Genomic DNA, 17852 nt, shown 5'->3' with positions numbered 1-17852 from the left:
TCGATTCCATGGTCGAGACGACGCGAATCGTGCTTGCTGCCCGCCCGGAGGGTGCGCCTACCGCGGCGAACTTCCGTACCGAAACCGCCGAGCTGCCGCCGCTCGAGGAGGGGCAGGTGCTGCTGCGCACGTTGTATCTGTCTCTGGATCCGTACATGCGTGGCCGGATGAGCGCCGCGAAGTCGTATGCGAAACCGGTCGAGGTCGGTGGCGTGATGGTCGGCGGCACCGTGGCCGAGGTGGTCGACTCCCGGGCCGCCGAGCTCGCGAAAGGCGATGTGGTGCTGGCCTATTCGGGCTGGCAGACGCACGATGTGGCCGCCGCGTCGAGCGTGCGGAAGCTCGATCCCGAGACGGCGCCCGTCTCGACGGCGCTCGGCGTGCTGGGCATGCCCGGCTTCACCGCGTACTCCGGTCTGCTGAAGATCGGGCAGCCGAAGGCGGGGGAGACCGTCGTGGTCGCCGCCGCCACCGGGCCGGTCGGCTCGGCGGTCGGGCAGATCGCCAAGATCAAGGGGGCCCGCGCGGTCGGCATCGCGGGCGGACCACGCAAGTGCGCGGCCCTGCTGGACGAGCTGGGTTTCGACGCCGCGATCGACCACCGCGCGCCCGACTTCGCCGAACAACTGAAGGCGGCGGTGCCCGATGGCATCGATGTCTACTTCGAGAACGTGGCAGGCGCGGTCGCCGACGCGGTATATCCGCTGCTGAACACCTACGCGCGCGTCCCGGTGTGCGGTCTCATCGCCAACTACAACACGACCGGCGACGAGGAAGGCCCGGATCGCCTGCCCGCCTTCTACAGCCGCATTCTGGTCAAGAGTCTCACCGTCCGCGGTTTCATCCAGACCGAGTTCGTCCGCGAGCTCTACCCGGACTTCCTGCGCGAGATGGGCGAATGGGTCGGCGACGGTCGCGTCCGCTACCTCGAGGACATCACCGAGGGGTTCGAGAACGCTCCCGAGGCGTTCATCGGCATGCTGGAGGGTCGTAATTTCGGCAAGGTGGTCGTGAAGGTCGCCGACTAGCGCGCGACGGTGCTGCCGCCGATCGCCAGGTAGACCACCATCACCATGAACAGGAACCAGCCCGCGCCCTGCCAGATGGGCCAGGCCTGGCCGCGCCGCCACTCGCGGTAGGTCTCGACGAACGCGCCGATGCCGCCGAGTAGCAGGATCGCGGTGGGCACCACCAGCATCGCGGTTTTCGCGCCGGTGTCGCAGAGCAGGGTGTCCGCGTCGGCGCAGGCGCTGCGGTTCGCCGTCCAGATCGCCGCCAGCGCGAAGGCCAGCGCGGCGGCCGCGTTGACTATCAGGACGTAGGTCGCGGCACGCCGATAGGTCTTCGGGTCGCGTTGGCGTTTCCGCACGTCGTTGACCATGTCTGCACCTCGCCGGTCTCGGGTCCGCCTAGGGCTGTTCCCGAGATTGCCGACCTGGCGCAGGCCAAACATCGCCTGCTCAGGGCAGGCGTACTGGTCAGGGCTTGCGGCCGACGCCTGCCCAGTACCAGGCGGATTCCGGATCGACCGGTCCCTCGCCGGGCGTGGGATGCCAGGTGACCACGGGGACGACGCCCGGCTCGATCAGTTCGGTGCCCGCGAACAGCGCCTCGGTTTCGGTGCGGCTGCGCGGGTGGAAGGTGATGCCCGCGTCTTCCGCGGAGGCGGCCACCCGGGCCATCGCGCGCTCGTCGAAATCGGCGGTGGGATGGGTGAGTACGAGGTAGCTGCCGGACGGCACCACGTCCAGAAGGTTGCGGATGATGCCGTGCGGATCGTCGCTGTCGCGGAAGTACATCATGATCGCCACCAGCATGATGGCGACCGGCTGCTCCAGGTCGAGGGTGGCGCCGAGGGTCGCGTCGCGCAGGATGGCGCCGGGGTCGTGCAGGTCGGCGTAGATGAAGGCCGTCTTGCCCTGCGGTTTGCTCGACATCAGGGCGCGGGCGTGCGCGAGCACGATCGGATCGTTGTCCACGTAGACCACCCGGGCCGCCGGATCGAGTCGCTGCGCCACCTCGTGGGTGTTGCCCGCCGTCGGGATGCCGGTGCCGATATCCAGGAACTGGTTGATGCCCGCCTCGCTGGTCAGATACTGCACCGCGCGGCCGAGGAACGCCCGATTGGCGCGCGCCATGGTCTGAATGGCGGGGATGTAGCCGGCAATGGCGTCGCCGAGCGCGCGGTCGGCCGGGTAATTGTCTTTTCCGCCCAGCCAATAATCGTAGACGCGCGCTTCGTGCGCGACGCTGGTATCGATCTTGGTGGGTAATGCGGTGGGGGTCTGTGCACGACTGTCCGACATGGGGATTCCCTCCTGTGGTGGTCACGGGAGAGTCGGGCCGGTGACCACCTGATCGCCGACGGGGACGGCGACTGCTACTGCGAATCTTGCCCGCTAAGGATATTCCAGCGAATGGCTGGCATGCGGTGCTTCGGCCGGATGAGGGAGGGTTTTCGGGGGACCATCCGGTTTCGGCGAACTTTTCCGCAGATAGCTCACCGGCTGCCTGCGTGGCGGTGGTGATCCGGATGGTCGACTCCCCGGTGCGGTGTGTCGCCGTCCGGTGTGTCGCACTGCATCCGTGATCTTGATGAGGTTGAATTGCGCAGGTCACGAGTTTTTCCGGCGACGAGCGGAAAGCAGGAGACGACATGGCACGAGTCCGCAGCGACAGCTAGCGCCGTCGTTCCCGTGGTGTCGTCGAATTCTTCGGCGGCGCGATTTCTTCGATATCCGAGCCTTGGCGAGCCCACCGCGATTTCTCGTGTCCGGACCCATCCCAGCCTGCGAAAAGGAGCACGCACGTGAGCATGATTCTGGCCGCGCTACACGACACCGTTCTCGCGGAGGTCGGAAATCCGACACCGGAGGCGCCGCCACTGGCGGACAAATTGCTGCAAATGGGTCGCTACTTCACCTGGTTGGTCCAACTGTCCGGCATCACCGCCATCACCTACGGCGGCGGCCGCTTCGCCTGGGAGAAGTGGAACGGCGGCGGTTTGCAATCGCCGAAGATGATCGCCAGCGCGATGGCCGGCGGCGCGGTAGCGACCAGCGCGGGCACCATCATGAACGCCGTCATCTGATCGGAGTTCTACTGTCACCGGCTCGGCGAATCACTCTCGTTGAGCCGGATTCGGTTGTGCTGTGGGTGAATACGTCGGACAGCGCGCGCCTCGGGGTCGGGGCGCGGCGACTTTCCGGCGCGGCGGTACCGATCCGGATCAGCACCTGCGGAACTGTGGGTCGGGGGAGTAACTCGGCGACCACCGTGCTGGTCGCTTCGAACTCGGTGAGATGGGTGAGTGGGCAGCTGGCCAAGCCACCGCGGGTGCATTCGAGCAGCACCTGCGACAAGGCCTCGCCGGTATCCACCCATTCGCCAGGGGAGTGGCCGTCGGTGCTGAGCACCACCAACCGTGAGCGGTCGTCGAGATCGGCGCGGCGGTTCGAGTACGGAGGGGACGGAAAGTGCCGCCCGACGCCGACGCGGTCGGCTTCGATCGTGGAAACTCTGGCGGCGACGGGAATACCGTCGAAAGGGCCGGAACCCTCACTCCACCAATGCAATTCCTGCTGGTGTGCCCGATCGTGCCGGGCCAGCGCGGCGGCGTGCCGGGTGGCAGCAATCAGTCTGCGGCGGTGCTGCTCACCGATTTCATCGACTGCCACGTGGTGCGGCCGGGCCAACTCGCGCAGCGCACCGAGCACTGCGGGCCAGTCGTCGGGCGGTGCCATCGGCAATCGGTCGGTATGCCGCACTGTGATGGCGCGGACGCGGGCGGCGGTCTGGTTCATTGCCTCGTGCCACGGCCGGAATTCGAGCACGGCCAGCAGTTCCGGTCGGTCCGCGTCGGGTATCCGGTTGGCGAAGGTGAACCATCCCAAGGACATGAAGGTCGAGCGGGCGTGATCGAGCACCGCACCGCAACTGATCGCCAGCTGCCTGCCTGCCGGATCAGCGACCGGAAGTTGCCGGTGGTGGTCGCGGCACAGCAGTAACTGCTTGCCGTCGAACTCCCATCGCCACGGCTGAGTGTTGTGCACCGACGGCGCTCGGCAAGCCAATGTCAGTGCCCGCCGTATAGTCCCGAGATCGGGTGTACCGGAGTCCCTGTCTGTGACCATGACCCGAGTCTTTGCGTCGGCCACCGCCCGCACCACGGTCTTCGAGCCCTTGTTTCGAGGCCGATGGTCACAAACCGACCACCGCCGCGATAGTGCACACCACATGTGTGGCTGTCCCTCACCTCGGCGGAACATCGCGTGATGCCGACCGATAGCGGATCACCATGGGCGACACCGCGGTAACGGAGCGGTCGTCCCGGCGTGACGATGCGAAAATCGTCGGTAGCAATGCGTACAGTGCAGGTATGCCCGAGGTAGCGCATCCAAGTTCCGCGGTGCGTGTCGAACCGGCCGCAGCGCCGGGCACCACCGCAACCGCCAGGGACTCCGATCCCGATCTGCTGTCGTTGGCGAATCAACTGTGCTTCGCCCTGTATTCCACGTCGCGCTCGATGACCGCCGCCTACCGGCCCTTTCTCGAGCAGATGCACATCACTTATCCCCAGTACCTGGCGCTGCTCGCGCTGTGGGAACGGCCCGGTATGACGATGAAGGAACTGGGCGAACAGCTGAGCCTGGACTATGGCACCGTCTCGCCGCTGATCCAGCGACTACAGGCGCACGGGTTCGTGGAAAGCGTGCGCAGAGCCCACGATCGCCGCGCGGTAGAGCTCCGCGCCACCGAAGCGGGTGTCGCCCTGCAACATCAGGCCAGGGAGATGATCGAGTCGGTGATGGAAGGGGTCGGCTACCCGATCGAGCACCTCATCGCCCTCCGCGATCAGGTGAACGCGCTCGGCGAACGGTTGGACGCGATCGCCGAGGCGCGAAAAGAAGCCTGAGCGCACCGGTTACGCGTCGAGCACCTTGACCTTGCGCTGCACCACCGGCGGCTCGGTCGACCACGGGAAGTTGATCCAGCGGTCGGTGTGCTTCCAGACGTATTCGCAATCGACCTCCGAGCGCGGCTTCTGGTAGATCACCGCGCAGCGGACCTCCGCGACGTGGTGCTCGCAGAAGTCGCGCACCAGTTTGAGGGTGGCGCCGGTGTCGGCCACATCGTCGGCCACCAGCACGGTGGCCCCGGCCAGGTCGACGGCCTGCGGTACCGGCGGCAACATCACCGGCATATCGAGGCGCTGGTCAATGCCGGTGTAGAACTCCACGTTCATCACGTGCAGGTTCTTCACGTCCAGCGCGTAGCCGAGCGCGCCGGCCACGAACAACCCGCCGCGCGCGATCGACAGGATCAGGTCGGGCTCGAACCCGTCGTCCGCGATCATGGTCGCCAACTCCCGGCTCGCCGAACCGAACAACTCCCAGCTCAGCACTTCCCGATCCGCCATGGATGCTCCGTCTCCCTCGATGCGACTGCGCACAGAGCATACGAGTAGCCAGGATGTGGCCGTCGGCACGTACCCGATCCGCGGTATCGGCAAACATTGTTTTGTGTGTGACGGCGATTTATGGGCTTTACCGGTGCGTATTTGTGGCAATTTTCTATCCGGCTTTTCGGTGGATAACTATTCGCCCGCGACACCCCGGTTTCAAATCGGCCGAACCGCCGCTCGATTCCGCTACGGTTCGCGCTATCGCGTGTTACCCGGAGTTCTTTTGGCCGCGTCGATCCGCACCATGCCGGTGCTCGTGCGAACCGCGGCCGAATGACCGAATCCAGAGAGAATGGGGATTGTCATGCGCATCAGTCCGATTCGGATCGCAGCTCTCGCAGTCGTCTTCGTCGCGGCGGCCGCCGGTCTGACCTTCCTCGCCTCGGTGGCCAGCGCGGACGAGACGTGGATCTACGTCTGTGACGAGATCGAGGAGCCCGAAGACGTCGGCGCGGAGGGCACCGGAAATTGCCAGGCGGAGCACGGCGCACCCGCGACCGGTCCGATCAAACAGAAATTCAAACTGCACCAGCGCGGCGTGCCACCGAAACCCGAGATGGTTGCCGTCTGTGAGGGTGAATCCCAAAGCGCCTTCGGTGAAGCGGCGCTGCCTGCGAAAGTCGATGGATTCGGTTGCTACGTCTATGAAATGCGCTGAAAGTTCTACTTCCAGGCGGACTTCATGCGCTTCATCGCATTCATGCCGGCGGCGGACACGTCGGGCCACGGCGGTCGCCGCAGAATCGCCAGCGTGGTGATCACCGTCGCCACCAACCCGATGAACTCACCGAGCAACGCCACCCGGGTCACGTCCACCGCGGCTTCCCAGTGCACCTTGCCGTTGTGAATAACGAAGATCCCCTGCGGTGACGCCGCGAACGGCCCACCACCCACCCTGGTGACCGTGATGACGGTCGACCCATCGGCGGTCTCGTAAGGCTCACCGAAAACCTGTACGCCTTTCCCGCTGGGCTCCAGCCGCCGCACCGACCTACCGATGATCGTCATCTTCCCCACTTTCGCCGCAGTCCACGCGACATCGAAGCCCGGCCCACTGGCCCCACCGTACCCGCCGGATTCGCGGAGAGGGGGCTGGTTCGCGACGAAAAACGCGCCGCGCCACCGCCGTCCGTTCGACGGCAGCTGCCCGGCACGGGCAGCTGCCGCCGGGTTCACGGGCGGAGGCGGTGAATGTCTCGGGGAAACAGGGTTGCGTGGCGGATGTTGTCCGCTCCGATCAAGCGGGCGACCCACCGTTCCAAGCCGATGGCGAAGCCACCGTGTGGCGGCATGCCGTGACACATGGCCGCGAGATAGGCGGCGTAGTCCGCGGGGTCCCCGGCGCGGGCCGCAAGTGCCGACAGATAGTCGGCGTGGTTGTGCAGCCGTTGGCCACCGGTCACCAGTTCGAGTCCGCGGAACAACAGGTCGAAGGAGTTCGTCCATCGCGGATCACTCGGCTGCGGGTGCGTGTAGAAGGGTCGTTTGATCGCCGGATAGCCCTCTACCGCAAGGAAATCCGAGTCGAATCGCTCCTTCGCCCACGTGCCGAGAAAACGCTCGTGCTCGGGCGCGAGGTCTGGTTCGGTGGGCGCCGCGCCGACCAGTTCCAGGGCTTCGCGGAAGTGGATGATCGGAATCCGCTCGGGTACCACCGGTAACTCTGCACCGACGGTTTCCACTGCGGCACCGGCCTTTTCGCGAACGGTCTTGATCATCGCGGCGAGTGTGGTTCGCAGCTGGTCGAGTACGTCGCGATGGTCGCGGATGAAGCCGAATTCGACGTCGAGCGAGACGTATTCGGCGAGGTGCCGCGCGGTGTCGTGCGGTTCGGCGCGAAAGACCGGCCCCACCTCGTACACCCGCTCGAAGACGCCGGTGAGCATCTGCTTGTACAGCTGCGGCGACTGGGTGAGGTAGGCGGTCGACCCGAAGTAGTCCAGCGCGAACACATTCGCGCCGGACTCGGTGGACTGGTCGACGATCTTGGGCGTCGTGACCTCGGTGAATCCCGCCTCGTCCAGGTGGCGGCGGAACCCGGCCAGCGAGGCGGCCGCGATCCGCCACACCGCCTGCCGGGTGGGGTGGCGCCAGCTGATCGCGGCGTGGTCGAGCATGGTCGGCAGGGTGACGCCGAGACCGGGCCGCCACAGCTCGATCGGCGGTGGCTCGGCCGGTGCGCTCAGCGGCAGAATCGCCGGTTCGACGATCTCGATGCCGCCGGGTGCTTTGGCGTTGGCGATCGGCGTCCCGGTCACCCGGATCACGGTTTCCTCCGGCAGCGCCGAAACCTGTTCGCGGACTTGCGGATCGGTCACCACCGCCTGGGCAACGCCGGATCTGTCGCGCAGCACAACGAATGTGACGGTCGCGAGTTGCCTGCGCCGATGTATCCATCCCTCGACGGTCACCGATCCGGTACCTGCGGGCGTGGCCGGCAGTGCCGAACAAAGCGTGCGTGACATCAGTTTCACCTCCTGGTTGCTATCCCCGGGAGGTGTGGGCGATCGGGTCCGTCGCGGTGCCACCACACCTTCGCAGCGCGATGCGCACTGCCTCTAGTGGTCGAATTCTCGGTGACCGGCCGACGCGGCTCGGAGTTCGTCACGCTCGTCATTGCCGCATCTGCGAGCTTAACGGGCAGATGCGACGGCGCCAGTGATTATTCGGCCGGGACGGCCAGGGGGTCGGCGCTGGTCGATGACGACATTGCTGTGACGAGACCGCGTTCGTTGAACGCGATGGCGACTTCGATGCCCGAGCCGGCGATGCGCATAGTCGAGCCGTCGGTGGCGAAGGTGGCGGTCAGTCCGCGTTGCATCGCGTAGCTGTGCAGTGCGCGCTTGTGGTCGGGTAGGTCGAGTTTGAATACGCCGGTGAGGGCCTGCATGGTGTGCATGAGGTCGGGGGCGGGGAGGGCTAGGTCGGGGTGTTCGATCAGCACGGCGAGGCGGGTTCCGCCGCCGACATCGCAGCTGTACCAGGTCCAACTGCCGGATACCGCTTTGGCGAGTTCACCCATCAGCCAGGTGGCGCGATTGGGGTCGGTGGGGGTGCCGGGCAGGTCCGCGAACGGCACCTCGTCGGTGCAGAGCGCCGAAATGCCGTGCCGCAGTCCGTAATCGCGCACCGAGCGGGCCAGTTCGGTCACCTCAGGCGGATACCAGTCGTTGTTCGCCCAACTCCACAGCCAGCTGCGCGGACCGGGTGCCGCCGTGCCGAGCACATGAAATCGCGTGCACACCAACGGCTTATCGCCGAAGAACTCGAACCGCGGCGGTTCATAACTCACCTGCCACCGATGTTCACCCAGCACCTCGATACTGTGCTCTTGATGTTCGAAAGACATCAGTGCGGCATCGTCGAGTAACTGTTCGAGCGTGGGTGATTCGTGGTGAAGATAAGCGGTCACGACCCCCGATACTGTCTTACCGGCGGGTGCGGTGCACCCCCATAGAAATGACGTCCTTCAGGTCCCGGCCGGTTGGGTAAGAAAGCGGGCGCTAGGCAACTCCGATACGGCATGGCACGATCATTCGCGTGACCAGCAAACCCGACGCAGCGCAGACCCTGCGCGATCTCGCGCGGTTGCGCCGTGTTCGCGACCGGATCGATCGCGAATACGCCCAGCCGCTCGACGTCGAGGCCCTCGCCAGGGACGCGCACATGTCGGCAGGCCACCTGAGCCGCCAGTTCCGGCTGGCCTACGGCGAGTCGCCGTACAGCTACCTGATGACGCGCCGGATCGAGCGTGCCATGGCGTTGCTGCGCCGCGGCGACCTCAGCGTCACCGAGGTGTGTTTCGCGGTCGGCTGCTCATCGTTGGGCACCTTCAGCACCCGCTTCACCGAGCTGGTGGGGGTGCCGCCGAGCACCTACCGGCGCGAGGCGGCCGAGGCGACCGCGGGGATGCCGTCCTGCGTGGCCAAACAGGTCACCAGACCGATCAGGAATCGAGAAGCGCCGGCGAGTGCACCGGAATTAGCCTGATCAGCATGACAATCACCATTCAATCGAGCTTCCTTCCGCAGAACGACCCGGAAGCCGCCATCGCCTTCTACCGCGACATCCTCGGCTTCGAGGTGCGCAACGACGTCGGATACAACGGGATGCGCTGGATCACGGTCGGCCCCGCCGGCCAGCCGGGCACCTCGATCGTCCTGTACCCGCCCGCCGCCAGCCCCGGCATCACCGACGACGAGCGGCGCACCATCGAGGAGATGATGGCCAAGGGCACCTACGGCAGCATCCTGCTGGCAACCAAGGATGTCGACGGCACCTTCGAGCGACTGCAGGCCGGCGACGCCGAGGTGGTCCAGGAGCCGACCGACCAGCCGTACGGCGTCCGCGACTGTGCCTTCCGTGATCCCGCGGGCAACATGGTCCGGATCCAGCAGGTGAACTGAGCAGGTCAGCTCACCGAACGCAGCCGGTGCAGGGTGGACGGATCGAGGTCGAGGGTCAGTTCGATCGGCCCGAGTTCGGTCGCGATGCGCGCGAACTCCGTCCCCCAGCGGCTGACGGTCTCGGCGCGGTGGATCAAACCCCAGCTCAGCGTGGGATTCTCGTCGATCGGCAGGTACACGGCCTCGCCACGGTCGTAGTACTTGATCGCCTGCCCACACGCGAAGGCCACCGCGCCGCCCGAAGTCACCGACCACAGCACTTCCTCGCGGGTCGGCGCGGGCGCACCGGCCGGGCGGGCGTCCGGCGCCAGCGGCGAGAACGACTCCTCCCAGTACTCCGGGATCGGCAGCCCGGACGGCAGGACGTCGTAGCCGGACAGCTCGGCCAGTGACACCGAGGCGCGCCCGGCCAGCGGGTGCGTTCGCCCGACGACCAGCACGATGGGCTCGCTGAACGCGACGGGCCCTTCGCGCAGGTCGGGTTCGCGCACGGGCAGCGCGAGCAGGGCCACGTCGACCTCGTCGCTGCGGATCAGTGCGAACGGGTCATCGATGCGCACTTCGCGCATGCGGAACTCGACGTGCGGGAAACGGTTCCGGAACAGCGCGGTCATCGGCGCGAGGTCCTGCCACATCGGGCCGAGCACACCCAGTGTCAGCGTGTCCGGGCCGCCACGCGCGAGGTTCGTCGCCGATTCGACGCCGTCGAGAATGCGGCGATAACCGGCTTGCAGGTCGTCGCGGAGCTGTTCGCCCAGCGGCGTCAGGGTCACCTTGCGGCTGGTTCGTTCGAACAGTGGCGCACCGATTCGCCGCTCCTGCTTGGCTATCGTCTGACTCACCCGGGGCGTCGAAATATGCAACCGCTCCGCGGTACGGCCGAAGTGCAACTCTTCGGCGAGGGTCAGGAAGATCTCGATGTCACGCAATTCCACTCCGTCATCGTTGCGATCGTTAACCCCGAGCGCAACTGTCGTTTCGTGATTGCTCATTGTTCGCAGGTGGCCGCGGCGGAAAACTATGAGTCACAAGGAAAACCGATCCGAGACGAGAGGGGCACGACACCATGGCAGTCGTACGCACGCACCGATACACCGTCGTGACCGGCAAGCTGGCCCAGCTGCTCGAGCAGCGCACGCTGGTGCTGCGCGCCATTCGGTCGGCGAACGCGGCCTTCACCGCCGCCACCTTGATCCGCCAGGAAGACGGGTCCTACCTCGACATCTGGCGCTGGGAATCGGCCGAGGGCATGCACGGCGCGACAGCGGGCGCGCAGAACTGCCCACTCGCCACGGCGGCCGCGGCACTGACCACCCACCACAGCGTGGTCGACGGCAAAGTCCTCGACGAGCGCTGACACCCGAAGCATTCACCGCACAACCTGCGGATCGTGCGCAGAAACTAAGGAGAACATCATGGCTTGGAACAAGCGGAACCGTCAGCTGCACCGCCAGCTGTCCATCATCTTCACCACCACCGTCATCGTCGCCTTCATCGGCGCCGCCCTCGGCCTCACCGAAACCGCGATGTGGCTGTTCTACCTGCCGTTGCCGCCGCTCTTCTTGCTCATGGGCACCGGCTTGTACATGTTTGCTCAGCCTTACCGCGCAAAGCGGCGCGGCGTGCGCCCGAACCTCGCCCAGTAGTTCTGATCAGGTTAGATGGAGACACCATGACCACCGCCACGAAGAAGAAGAGCACCAAGCCCGCGCTGCCGGCCGCCGACAGCCACGATCTGATCCGGGTGCACGGGGCACGGGTGAACAACCTGCGCGATGTCAGCATCGAGATCCCCAAGCGCAGGCTGACGGTGTTCACCGGCGTCTCCGGCTCGGGGAAGAGCTCGCTGGTGTTCAGCACGATCGCGGCGGAGTCGCAGCGGCTGATCAACGAGACCTACAGCTCCTTCGTGCAGGGTTTCATGCCGACGCTGGCCCGGCCCGAGGTCGACGTGCTCGAAGGCCTGACCACGGTGATCACCGTCGATCAGCAGCGGATGGGTGCAGACCCACGCTCCACGGTCGGTACCGCGACCGACGCCAACGCGATGCTGCGCATCCTGTTCAGCCGTCTCGGTAAGCCGCATATCGGTTCGCCCCAGGCGTTTTCGTTCAACGTCGCCTCGATCAGCGGCGCGGGCGCGGTCACCATCGAGAAGGCCGGGCGGACCGTGAAGGAGCGGCGCAGCTTCAGCATCACCGGCGGCATGTGCCCGCGGTGTGAAGGCCGGGGCTCGGTCTCCGATATCGACCTGACCCAGCTCTACGACGATTCCAAATCGCTCGCCGAGGGCGCGTTCACCATTCCGGGGTGGAAATCCGACAGCTTCTGGACGGTGCGGGTTTATGCCGAGTCGGGCTTCGTCGATCCGAACAAGCCGATTCGCAAGTACACCAAGAAGGAACTCAACGACTTCCTCTACAAGGAGCCGGTCAAGGTCAAGGTCGACGGCGTCAACCTCACCTATGAGGGCCTGATCCCGAAGATCCAGAAATCGTTCCTGTCCAAGGACCGCGAGGCGATGCAGCCGCACATCCGGGCTTTCGTCGACCGGGCGGTCACCTTCACCACCTGCCCCGACTGCGACGGCACCCGGCTCAGCGCGGAGGCCCGCTCGTCGAAGATCAAGCGCAAGAACATCGCCGACCTCTGCGCGATGCAGATCAGCGACCTCGCCGAATGGGTCCGTGCCCTCGACGAGCCTTCGGTGAAACCGTTGCTCGACTCGCTGGTGCACACCCTCGACTCGTTCGTGGACATCGGACTCGGCTACCTCTCGCTCGAACGGCCTTCCGGCACGCTGTCGGGCGGTGAAGCGCAGCGCGTCAAGATGATTCGTCACCTCGGGTCCGCACTCACCGATGTCACTTACGTTTTCGACGAGCCGACCATCGGGCTGCACCCGCACGACATCCAGCGGATGAACGACCTACTGCTGCAACTGCGCGACAAGGGCAACACGGTGCTCGTCGTGGAGCACAAACCGGAGACGATCGCCATCGCCGACCATGTGGTCGATCTCGGCCCCGGCGCCGGTTCGGGCGGCGGCACCATCTGTTTCGAGGGCACGGTCGAGGGGCTGCGGTCCAGCGGCACCATTACGGGCAAGCACTTCGACGACCGGGCCGCGCTGAAGGAGACGGTGCGAAAGTCCACCGGCGCGTTGGAGATTCGTGGTGCCAACCGGCACAACCTGCAGAACGTCGATGTCGACATCCCGCTCGGCGTGCTCTGTGTGATCACCGGCGTCGCGGGCTCCGGGAAGAGCTCGCTCGTGCACGGGTCGATTCCGACCTCGGCGGGTGTGGTGGCGGTCGATCAGACACCGATTCGTGGTTCGCGGCGTAGTAACCCGGCGACCTACACCGGGCTGCTCGAACCCATCCGCAAGGCGTTCGCGAAGGCCAACGGCGTCAAGCCTGCGCTGTTCAGCTCGAACTCCGAAGGCGCGTGCCCGAACTGCAACGGCGCCGGGGTCATCTACACCGACCTGGGCATCATGGCGAGCATGGAGACCACCTGCGAGGTGTGCGAGGGCAAGCGGTTCGACGCCTCGGTGCTCGAGTACCACCTCGGCGGCCGCGACATCAGCGAGGTGCTCGCCATGTCGGTGACCGACGCCGAAAAGTTCTTCGCCGCAGGCGAATCGCGTATTCCGGCCGCGCACGCCATCCTCGAGCGCCTGGTCGATGTCGGGCTCGGCTACCTCACCATCGGCCAGCCGCTCACCACGCTGTCCGGCGGTGAACGGCAGCGGCTGAAGCTGGCCACGCACATGGCCGACAAGGGCGGCGTCTACGTCCTCGACGAGCCGACCACCGGCCTGCACCTGGCCGACGTGGAGAATCTGCTCGCCCTGCTCGACCGGCTGGTCGAGTCCGGTAAGTCGGTCATCGTGATCGAGCACCATCAGGCCGTGATGGCGCACGCCGACTGGATCATCGACCTCGGGCCCGGTGCCGGGCACGACGGCGGCAAGATCGTCTTCGAGGGCACTCCCGCCGATCTGGTCGCCGCCCGCTCCACCCTCACCGGGGAGCACCTCGCCGAGTACGTCGGCGCCTGAGTAAGAACCGCGGACCGGCGGAGCCGATATCGGCTCCGCCGGTCCGTTGCGTTAGCCGCCGAGTCGCTTGTAAATGCCGACCGGCCGGTATTGGGGAAATTGTCGTTATTTCTTCGACATATGACATGTCTCGGGCGTAGTCTGGGCCCTGGTAATTCAGCCGGGTGGAGTCGGGGAGAAATGCGTTCAATTCACGGGGGACATCGTTATCGTGGCTGCCTGGAATTCGCTGGACCTGCACTATCCGGCCGCGGTGTCGACCGGGTCGATGCCGTGTGGTGATTCGAGTGGGGATATACGGCAATGCCGCAAGAAGACAGAGTTCAGCAAAGATGTCGAGCTTCGCGACCGTCGAGTGGTGGCTTCAAACGAGAACTTTCTCCGGAGACGAAAGAGGCCGTCAAGGATATTCATAACAGCAGGGACAATTGGCACGGTCCGCTAGGATTGTTAGCCGACTGGCTGGTAATTATCGGTTCGGCGGTAGTCGTCGTGCACTTCGATTTTCAACCGTTGGTGTACCTGGCCGGGGTGATCATCATCGCGGGCAGGCAGCGCGCGCTGCGCAGCCTGATGCACGAGGCCAGCCACCTGAAACTCACTCGTCACGGGCCTGCCAACAAGTGGCTCGGGCGGGTGTTCATCGCATGGCCGATCTTCTCCGGGTTGTCGGCGTACACGTGTGCGCATTGCGAACATCATCGTCACCTCTGGGACGATCGTCGTGATCCGAAATTGCTCGGCTATATGCGGCTCGGACTGGTGAATCCGCGCGATATGAAGCAATTCGTGCGTCGGCACCTGTTGAAGCCGCTCCTGATGACACATGTGCCGTATCAGGTGACGGCGGATCTCATCGGACGGGACGAGGATCGTAAGGAAACGCGCCTTCGGTTCCTTTTCCTGGGTGTGGTGTCCGCAGCCTTCCTGGTGGCCGGTGCCGGTCTGGAATTCCTGCTCCTGTGGGTAGTCCCATACGTGACCTTCTATCAAATTCTGCGGTACTGGAGCGATATCGCCGATCACGCCGGATTGCGGTCGGACAATCCGTGGCAGGCGACGCGCAGTTGGGATGCGCCGTGGTTGGTTCGGCAATTCCTCGCACCGCATAATTCCAATTGGCATCTTGCCCACCACCTGTACCAAGCGGTACCGCACTACCGGATTCGCCAGCTGCACGAGACCTTGCAGGCGACACCGTCCTACCAGGACGCTCACCACTGCGACGGTTTCCTGTTCGCCCGCAACCGGTGTCAACCCGCAGTCGTGCAGGACGTGCTCCAGCCGGAACGGCTGGCCGAGCTCCGGGCCCGTCATCCGCAGCTCTGCGAACATCGCCGCGAGATGATGGCGGGACGCGTGCAATCTTGCCCAGTGACGGCGCTGCGTCCAGCGGAATCGAGCGAAATCGTATGAGCCTCAGTGTGTCCCGAGCCGCTGAGCAACGATCCGGTGCTTGGCTCGGGACGCTACTGGCCTTGGGCTCCAGTGTCGCGGTCGGCTCCGCGATCGCCGCGACGACGGCGCTGACCGAGTTCCCGATCATGACCGGGCAAGCCGTGCGGTACGGGATCGCCGCCGCGCTGATGTTCGCCCTCTTCTGGGGGCGGCTGCCTCGGGTGAGCACGGCGCAGCTCACCAGGATCGGAGTGCTGGGGACGACCGGACTCGCCGGCTTCAATATCTGCCTGGTGCTCGCGCTGCAACGGGTCGATGCGGGTGTGGTCGGCGCGGTTGTCGGTGCGGTGCCGGTGGTGCTGGCTTTGGCAGGTCCGCTGATGGCTCGTCGCTCGCCGACGATGCGGGCAGTGGTGGCCGCAGGCATCGTGACCACGGGTGCGGTCGTCGTGCAGTGGTCCGGTGCTGCGGCCGATCCGGTCGGACTGCTCCTCGCCGCGGGTGCGCTCGCGGGCGAGTGCGCGTTCTCGCTCGTGGCCATCCCGCTGGTGCGGGAGATCGGCGCGAAGGCCACGGCCACCTACGCCGCTACCGCAGGCGCGGTTCTCTGCGGAATCGTCGCGGTGCTGATCGATGTGCCGACCGCCCGCCTGCCCACAATGGGGGAATCGGCGGCGATCCTCTATCTCGCCGTAGTGGCGTCGGCCGGTGCCTTCCTCCTGTGGTACGCGGCGCTGGATCGAATCCCGGTGGAAACGGCCGGTGCGTTCGCGGGGGTTGTGCCCGTGTGTGCGTTGGTGACCGGCGTACTGCTGGGCGTCTCGGAAAGCTCGCCCCTGCGTTTCGTCGGCGCCGGGATAGTCGGCGTCGGAGTGGTGCTCGCCGCCCGAGGGACTCGGCAGGTCAGCACAGCGGGGTCGCCCTAGTCATTCGCGACTGCCTCGCGCGCTCAGGGCGCGGATCGGGCCGATGAGTGTGCGGTAGATGGGGCGGACGAAGCGGCCGGGGAGGTAGCGGTGGCGTTCCTCCTGCCAGACGCGGGCTCTGCGGTGGGCGGCGAGGGGGGACCAGCGTTCCGGATCCACGGGTGCGGTGGTGTGGAATTCGATGCGGCACAGGTGTTTCGTGTTGACGTAGCCGTACTGGTGGGGGCTGACCAGTCGGATGGGTGCGCCGTGGTCGCCGTTCAAGGGCTGGCCGTCGAGGCGGTCGGCGATGAGCACGTCGGCGGCCAGGGCGTCCTCGAGCAGCACGATCGCCCGGTGGCCGTCGAGGCCTTCGAAGACCGCGTGGCTGATCGTCGCGCCGGACTGGAGCAGCGGTTCGATCCGTGTGCGGTAGAGGGGCTCGAACGCGGTTCCCTCCCAGCGCAGGCCGGTGGCCGACCATCCTGCGACACAGTGGAAGTCAGCATCGAGCTGTTTCCGGGGCATGTTCGCGAGTTCGGCCATCGACAGCGTGAGGGTCTCGGTCAGGGGTCCGCTGATCTCGATCGCGGGGTCGGCGGGGACCGGCGGCGGTGGGTGATGCAGATGGGTGCCGAAGCGCGGGAAGCCGTCGACGGCGCGTTGGCCCGGGGGAAGTGTCATGTCGATCCTCGTTCTATACGACGTTGTATATGCGGGACGCGTTGGGCGTTATGAGTATTCTGGGCGATAGGCACCTATCGGTGCGCTGTGAGAAACCTAACGTGGGTGGAGCAGTTAGGGATTCATCGAAGGGGGACTAGGCTTTGTCGTGTTTCGGAGAGATGACTATCCGGCCCGGTGTGCTGTCCTATCGTGGCGGTTTGTCGCCGGCGAAGATGCATGCCCACCATTCGGTTCAGGTGCTCATTGCCCGCCGCGGTGAATTCATCGTGGCCGATGCCGATGCGACAATGGTCACCTGCCCGGCGGCGGTGATTCCCGCCGATGCCGCCCACGAAATGGTCCAAGGTGTGGTGGACGGTGAAATGGTGCAGCTGGCCGCCGAATCCGCCGACGGGATCGAATTGAGCCGGACGGTGGCGCAACCCGAATCCGCCGAGGCATGGGCGGCCGCAGGAGCCACGCTGCTGGCCGGGCTCGGCGAAAACCGCTGGTGGGCAGACGGATTGCCCTACGCCAAGCCGACCGCCGCAGCCATGCGTCACCCCGCGCTCACCGCGGCGGTGCGCCGATTACCCGAACTCGTCGCGGCAGGCCCGGTCCGATTGCGGGACGTGGCCGCCGCGGTCGGTGTATCCGAAAGCCGGCTCGGCCATCTGTTCTCGGCGGAGACCGGACTCCCGTTCCGCCCCTACGTCCGTTGGCTCCGCATGTCCCGAGCCATCGACCACATCGCCCTCGGCCACACCCTGACCGACGCCGCCCACACCGCAGGTTTCTACGACGGCGCCCACTTCACCCGCGTCTGCACCAAAACCTTCGGCCTCTCCCCAGCAATTCTGATCAGCGAAATGACCTTCAGCGCCGATTCGTAGCAGTTCGACCTCTCGCGCCGAGCCAGGGATGCGCCGATGCCGTCGAGTTTCCCG

At 65.8% G+C, this 17852-nt stretch carries 22 protein-coding genes; 13 read left to right on the top strand and 9 right to left on the bottom strand.

Annotated features, from left to right (window positions below):
* Positions 1 to 8: 8 nt before the first annotated feature.
* Positions 9 to 1028, top strand: coding sequence for an NADP-dependent oxidoreductase (locus IBX18_RS31025; protein WP_194837060.1), 1020 nt, complete (start codon positions 9 to 11; stop codon positions 1026 to 1028).
* Here the strand turns inward: IBX18_RS31025 and IBX18_RS31020 are convergent.
* Positions 1025 to 1381 (bottom strand): hypothetical protein, encoded by a 357-nt coding sequence (locus IBX18_RS31020; RefSeq protein WP_194837059.1) that lies wholly within the window; start codon positions 1379 to 1381, stop codon positions 1025 to 1027. The genes IBX18_RS31025 and IBX18_RS31020 overlap by 4 nt on opposite strands.
* Before the next feature lie 97 nt (positions 1382 to 1478).
* The gene (locus IBX18_RS31015) at positions 1479 to 2306 is read right to left on the bottom strand and encodes an SAM-dependent methyltransferase (RefSeq protein ID WP_194837058.1); all 828 of its coding nucleotides are present in this window, start codon (positions 2304 to 2306) and stop codon (positions 1479 to 1481) included.
* Positions 2307 to 2815: 509 nt separating this feature from the next.
* Here IBX18_RS31015 and IBX18_RS31010 point away from each other — a divergent pair.
* Positions 2816 to 3091 (top strand): hypothetical protein, encoded by a 276-nt coding sequence (locus IBX18_RS31010; protein ID WP_107660396.1) that lies wholly within the window; start codon positions 2816 to 2818, stop codon positions 3089 to 3091.
* Here the strand turns inward: IBX18_RS31010 and IBX18_RS31005 are convergent.
* On the bottom strand, positions 3084 to 4133 hold the full coding sequence (locus tag IBX18_RS31005; RefSeq protein WP_194837057.1) for a hypothetical protein: 1050 nt from the start codon (positions 4131 to 4133) through the stop codon (positions 3084 to 3086). The two genes, IBX18_RS31010 and IBX18_RS31005, sit on opposite strands and share 8 nt — an antisense overlap.
* Before the next feature lie 245 nt (positions 4134 to 4378).
* Here IBX18_RS31005 and IBX18_RS31000 point away from each other — a divergent pair, with 245 nt between their 5' ends.
* Positions 4379 to 4915, top strand: coding sequence for a MarR family winged helix-turn-helix transcriptional regulator (locus IBX18_RS31000; RefSeq protein WP_194837056.1), 537 nt, complete (start codon positions 4379 to 4381; stop codon positions 4913 to 4915).
* 9 nt (positions 4916 to 4924) lie between these two features.
* On the opposite strand, the gene IBX18_RS30995 is transcribed toward IBX18_RS31000, so the two are convergent.
* Positions 4925 to 5419, bottom strand: a complete 495-nt coding sequence (locus IBX18_RS30995; RefSeq protein WP_107656260.1) for a phosphoribosyltransferase — start codon at positions 5417 to 5419, stop codon at positions 4925 to 4927.
* Between the two features lie 55 nt (positions 5420 to 5474).
* On the opposite strand from IBX18_RS30995, the gene IBX18_RS30990 reads away from it, so the two are divergent.
* A complete protein-coding gene (locus tag IBX18_RS30990) occupies positions 5475 to 5741 on the top strand; it encodes a hypothetical protein (protein ID WP_194837055.1) in 267 nt (88 codons plus the stop codon).
* 27 nt (positions 5742 to 5768) lie between these two features.
* A complete protein-coding gene (locus IBX18_RS30985) occupies positions 5769 to 6122 on the top strand; it encodes a hypothetical protein (protein ID WP_194837054.1) in 354 nt (117 codons plus the stop codon).
* 5 nt (positions 6123 to 6127) lie between these two features.
* Here the strand turns inward: IBX18_RS30985 and IBX18_RS30980 are convergent, their stop codons facing one another.
* The 3 genes from IBX18_RS30980 to IBX18_RS30970 form a co-directional block, all read right to left on the bottom strand.
* Entirely contained in the window at positions 6128 to 6472 is a 345-nt protein-coding gene (locus IBX18_RS30980) for a hypothetical protein (protein WP_194837053.1), read from the bottom strand.
* A 164-nt stretch (positions 6473 to 6636) separates the two neighbouring features.
* Positions 6637 to 7929, bottom strand: coding sequence for an aspartate--tRNA(Asn) ligase (gene aspS, locus IBX18_RS30975; RefSeq protein ID WP_194837052.1), 1293 nt, complete (start codon positions 7927 to 7929; stop codon positions 6637 to 6639).
* A gap of 197 nt (positions 7930 to 8126) precedes the next feature.
* A complete protein-coding gene (locus IBX18_RS30970) occupies positions 8127 to 8876 on the bottom strand; it encodes a DUF6882 domain-containing protein (RefSeq protein WP_194837051.1) in 750 nt (249 codons plus the stop codon).
* Positions 8877 to 9004: 128 nt separating this feature from the next.
* Here IBX18_RS30970 and IBX18_RS30965 point away from each other — a divergent pair, with 128 nt between their 5' ends.
* Entirely contained in the window at positions 9005 to 9454 is a 450-nt protein-coding gene (locus IBX18_RS30965) for a helix-turn-helix transcriptional regulator (RefSeq protein ID WP_107656263.1), read from the top strand.
* Positions 9455 to 9459: 5 nt separating this feature from the next.
* On the top strand, positions 9460 to 9870 hold the full coding sequence (locus IBX18_RS30960) for a VOC family protein (RefSeq protein ID WP_194837050.1): 411 nt from the start codon (positions 9460 to 9462) through the stop codon (positions 9868 to 9870).
* Between the two features lie 5 nt (positions 9871 to 9875).
* Here the strand turns inward: IBX18_RS30960 and IBX18_RS30955 are convergent, their stop codons facing one another.
* Positions 9876 to 10805 (bottom strand): LysR family transcriptional regulator, encoded by a 930-nt coding sequence (locus IBX18_RS30955; RefSeq protein WP_306796497.1) that lies wholly within the window; start codon positions 10803 to 10805, stop codon positions 9876 to 9878.
* A gap of 131 nt (positions 10806 to 10936) precedes the next feature.
* Here IBX18_RS30955 and IBX18_RS30950 point away from each other — a divergent pair, with 131 nt between their 5' ends.
* The 5 genes from IBX18_RS30950 (at position 10937) to IBX18_RS30930 (ending at position 16260) form a co-directional block, all read left to right on the top strand.
* The gene (locus tag IBX18_RS30950) at positions 10937 to 11227 is read left to right on the top strand and encodes a hypothetical protein (protein ID WP_194837049.1); all 291 of its coding nucleotides are present in this window, start codon (positions 10937 to 10939) and stop codon (positions 11225 to 11227) included.
* A 58-nt stretch (positions 11228 to 11285) separates the two neighbouring features.
* Entirely contained in the window at positions 11286 to 11516 is a 231-nt protein-coding gene (locus IBX18_RS30945; RefSeq protein ID WP_194837048.1) for a hypothetical protein, read from the top strand.
* A gap of 26 nt (positions 11517 to 11542) precedes the next feature.
* A complete protein-coding gene (locus tag IBX18_RS30940; protein ID WP_194837047.1) occupies positions 11543 to 13936 on the top strand; it encodes an excinuclease ABC subunit UvrA in 2394 nt (797 codons plus the stop codon).
* A 303-nt stretch (positions 13937 to 14239) separates the two neighbouring features.
* On the top strand, positions 14240 to 15352 hold the full coding sequence (locus IBX18_RS30935) for a fatty acid desaturase family protein (RefSeq protein ID WP_194837046.1): 1113 nt from the start codon (positions 14240 to 14242) through the stop codon (positions 15350 to 15352).
* Complete coding sequence (locus IBX18_RS30930) at positions 15349 to 16260, top strand: DMT family transporter (RefSeq protein ID WP_228542085.1); 912 nt, start codon at positions 15349 to 15351, stop codon at positions 16258 to 16260. The genes IBX18_RS30935 and IBX18_RS30930 overlap by 4 nt, the downstream gene beginning before the upstream one ends.
* Here IBX18_RS30930 and IBX18_RS30925 read toward each other — a convergent pair whose 3' ends face one another.
* Complete coding sequence (locus IBX18_RS30925; protein WP_194837044.1) at positions 16261 to 16923, bottom strand: molybdopterin-dependent oxidoreductase; 663 nt, start codon at positions 16921 to 16923, stop codon at positions 16261 to 16263.
* Positions 16924 to 17084: 161 nt separating this feature from the next.
* On the opposite strand from IBX18_RS30925, the gene IBX18_RS30920 reads away from it, so the two are divergent.
* A complete protein-coding gene (locus IBX18_RS30920) occupies positions 17085 to 17798 on the top strand; it encodes a helix-turn-helix transcriptional regulator (RefSeq protein WP_194837043.1) in 714 nt (237 codons plus the stop codon).
* Positions 17799 to 17852: the final 54 nt, after the last annotated feature.

The sequence above is a fragment of the Nocardia sp. XZ_19_369 genome, assembly GCF_015355715.1.
Lineage (GTDB): Bacteria > Actinomycetota > Actinomycetes > Mycobacteriales > Mycobacteriaceae > Nocardia.
The sequence above is the reverse complement of the archived record's forward strand: the minus strand, read 5'-3'. Positions and strand labels throughout refer to the sequence as shown.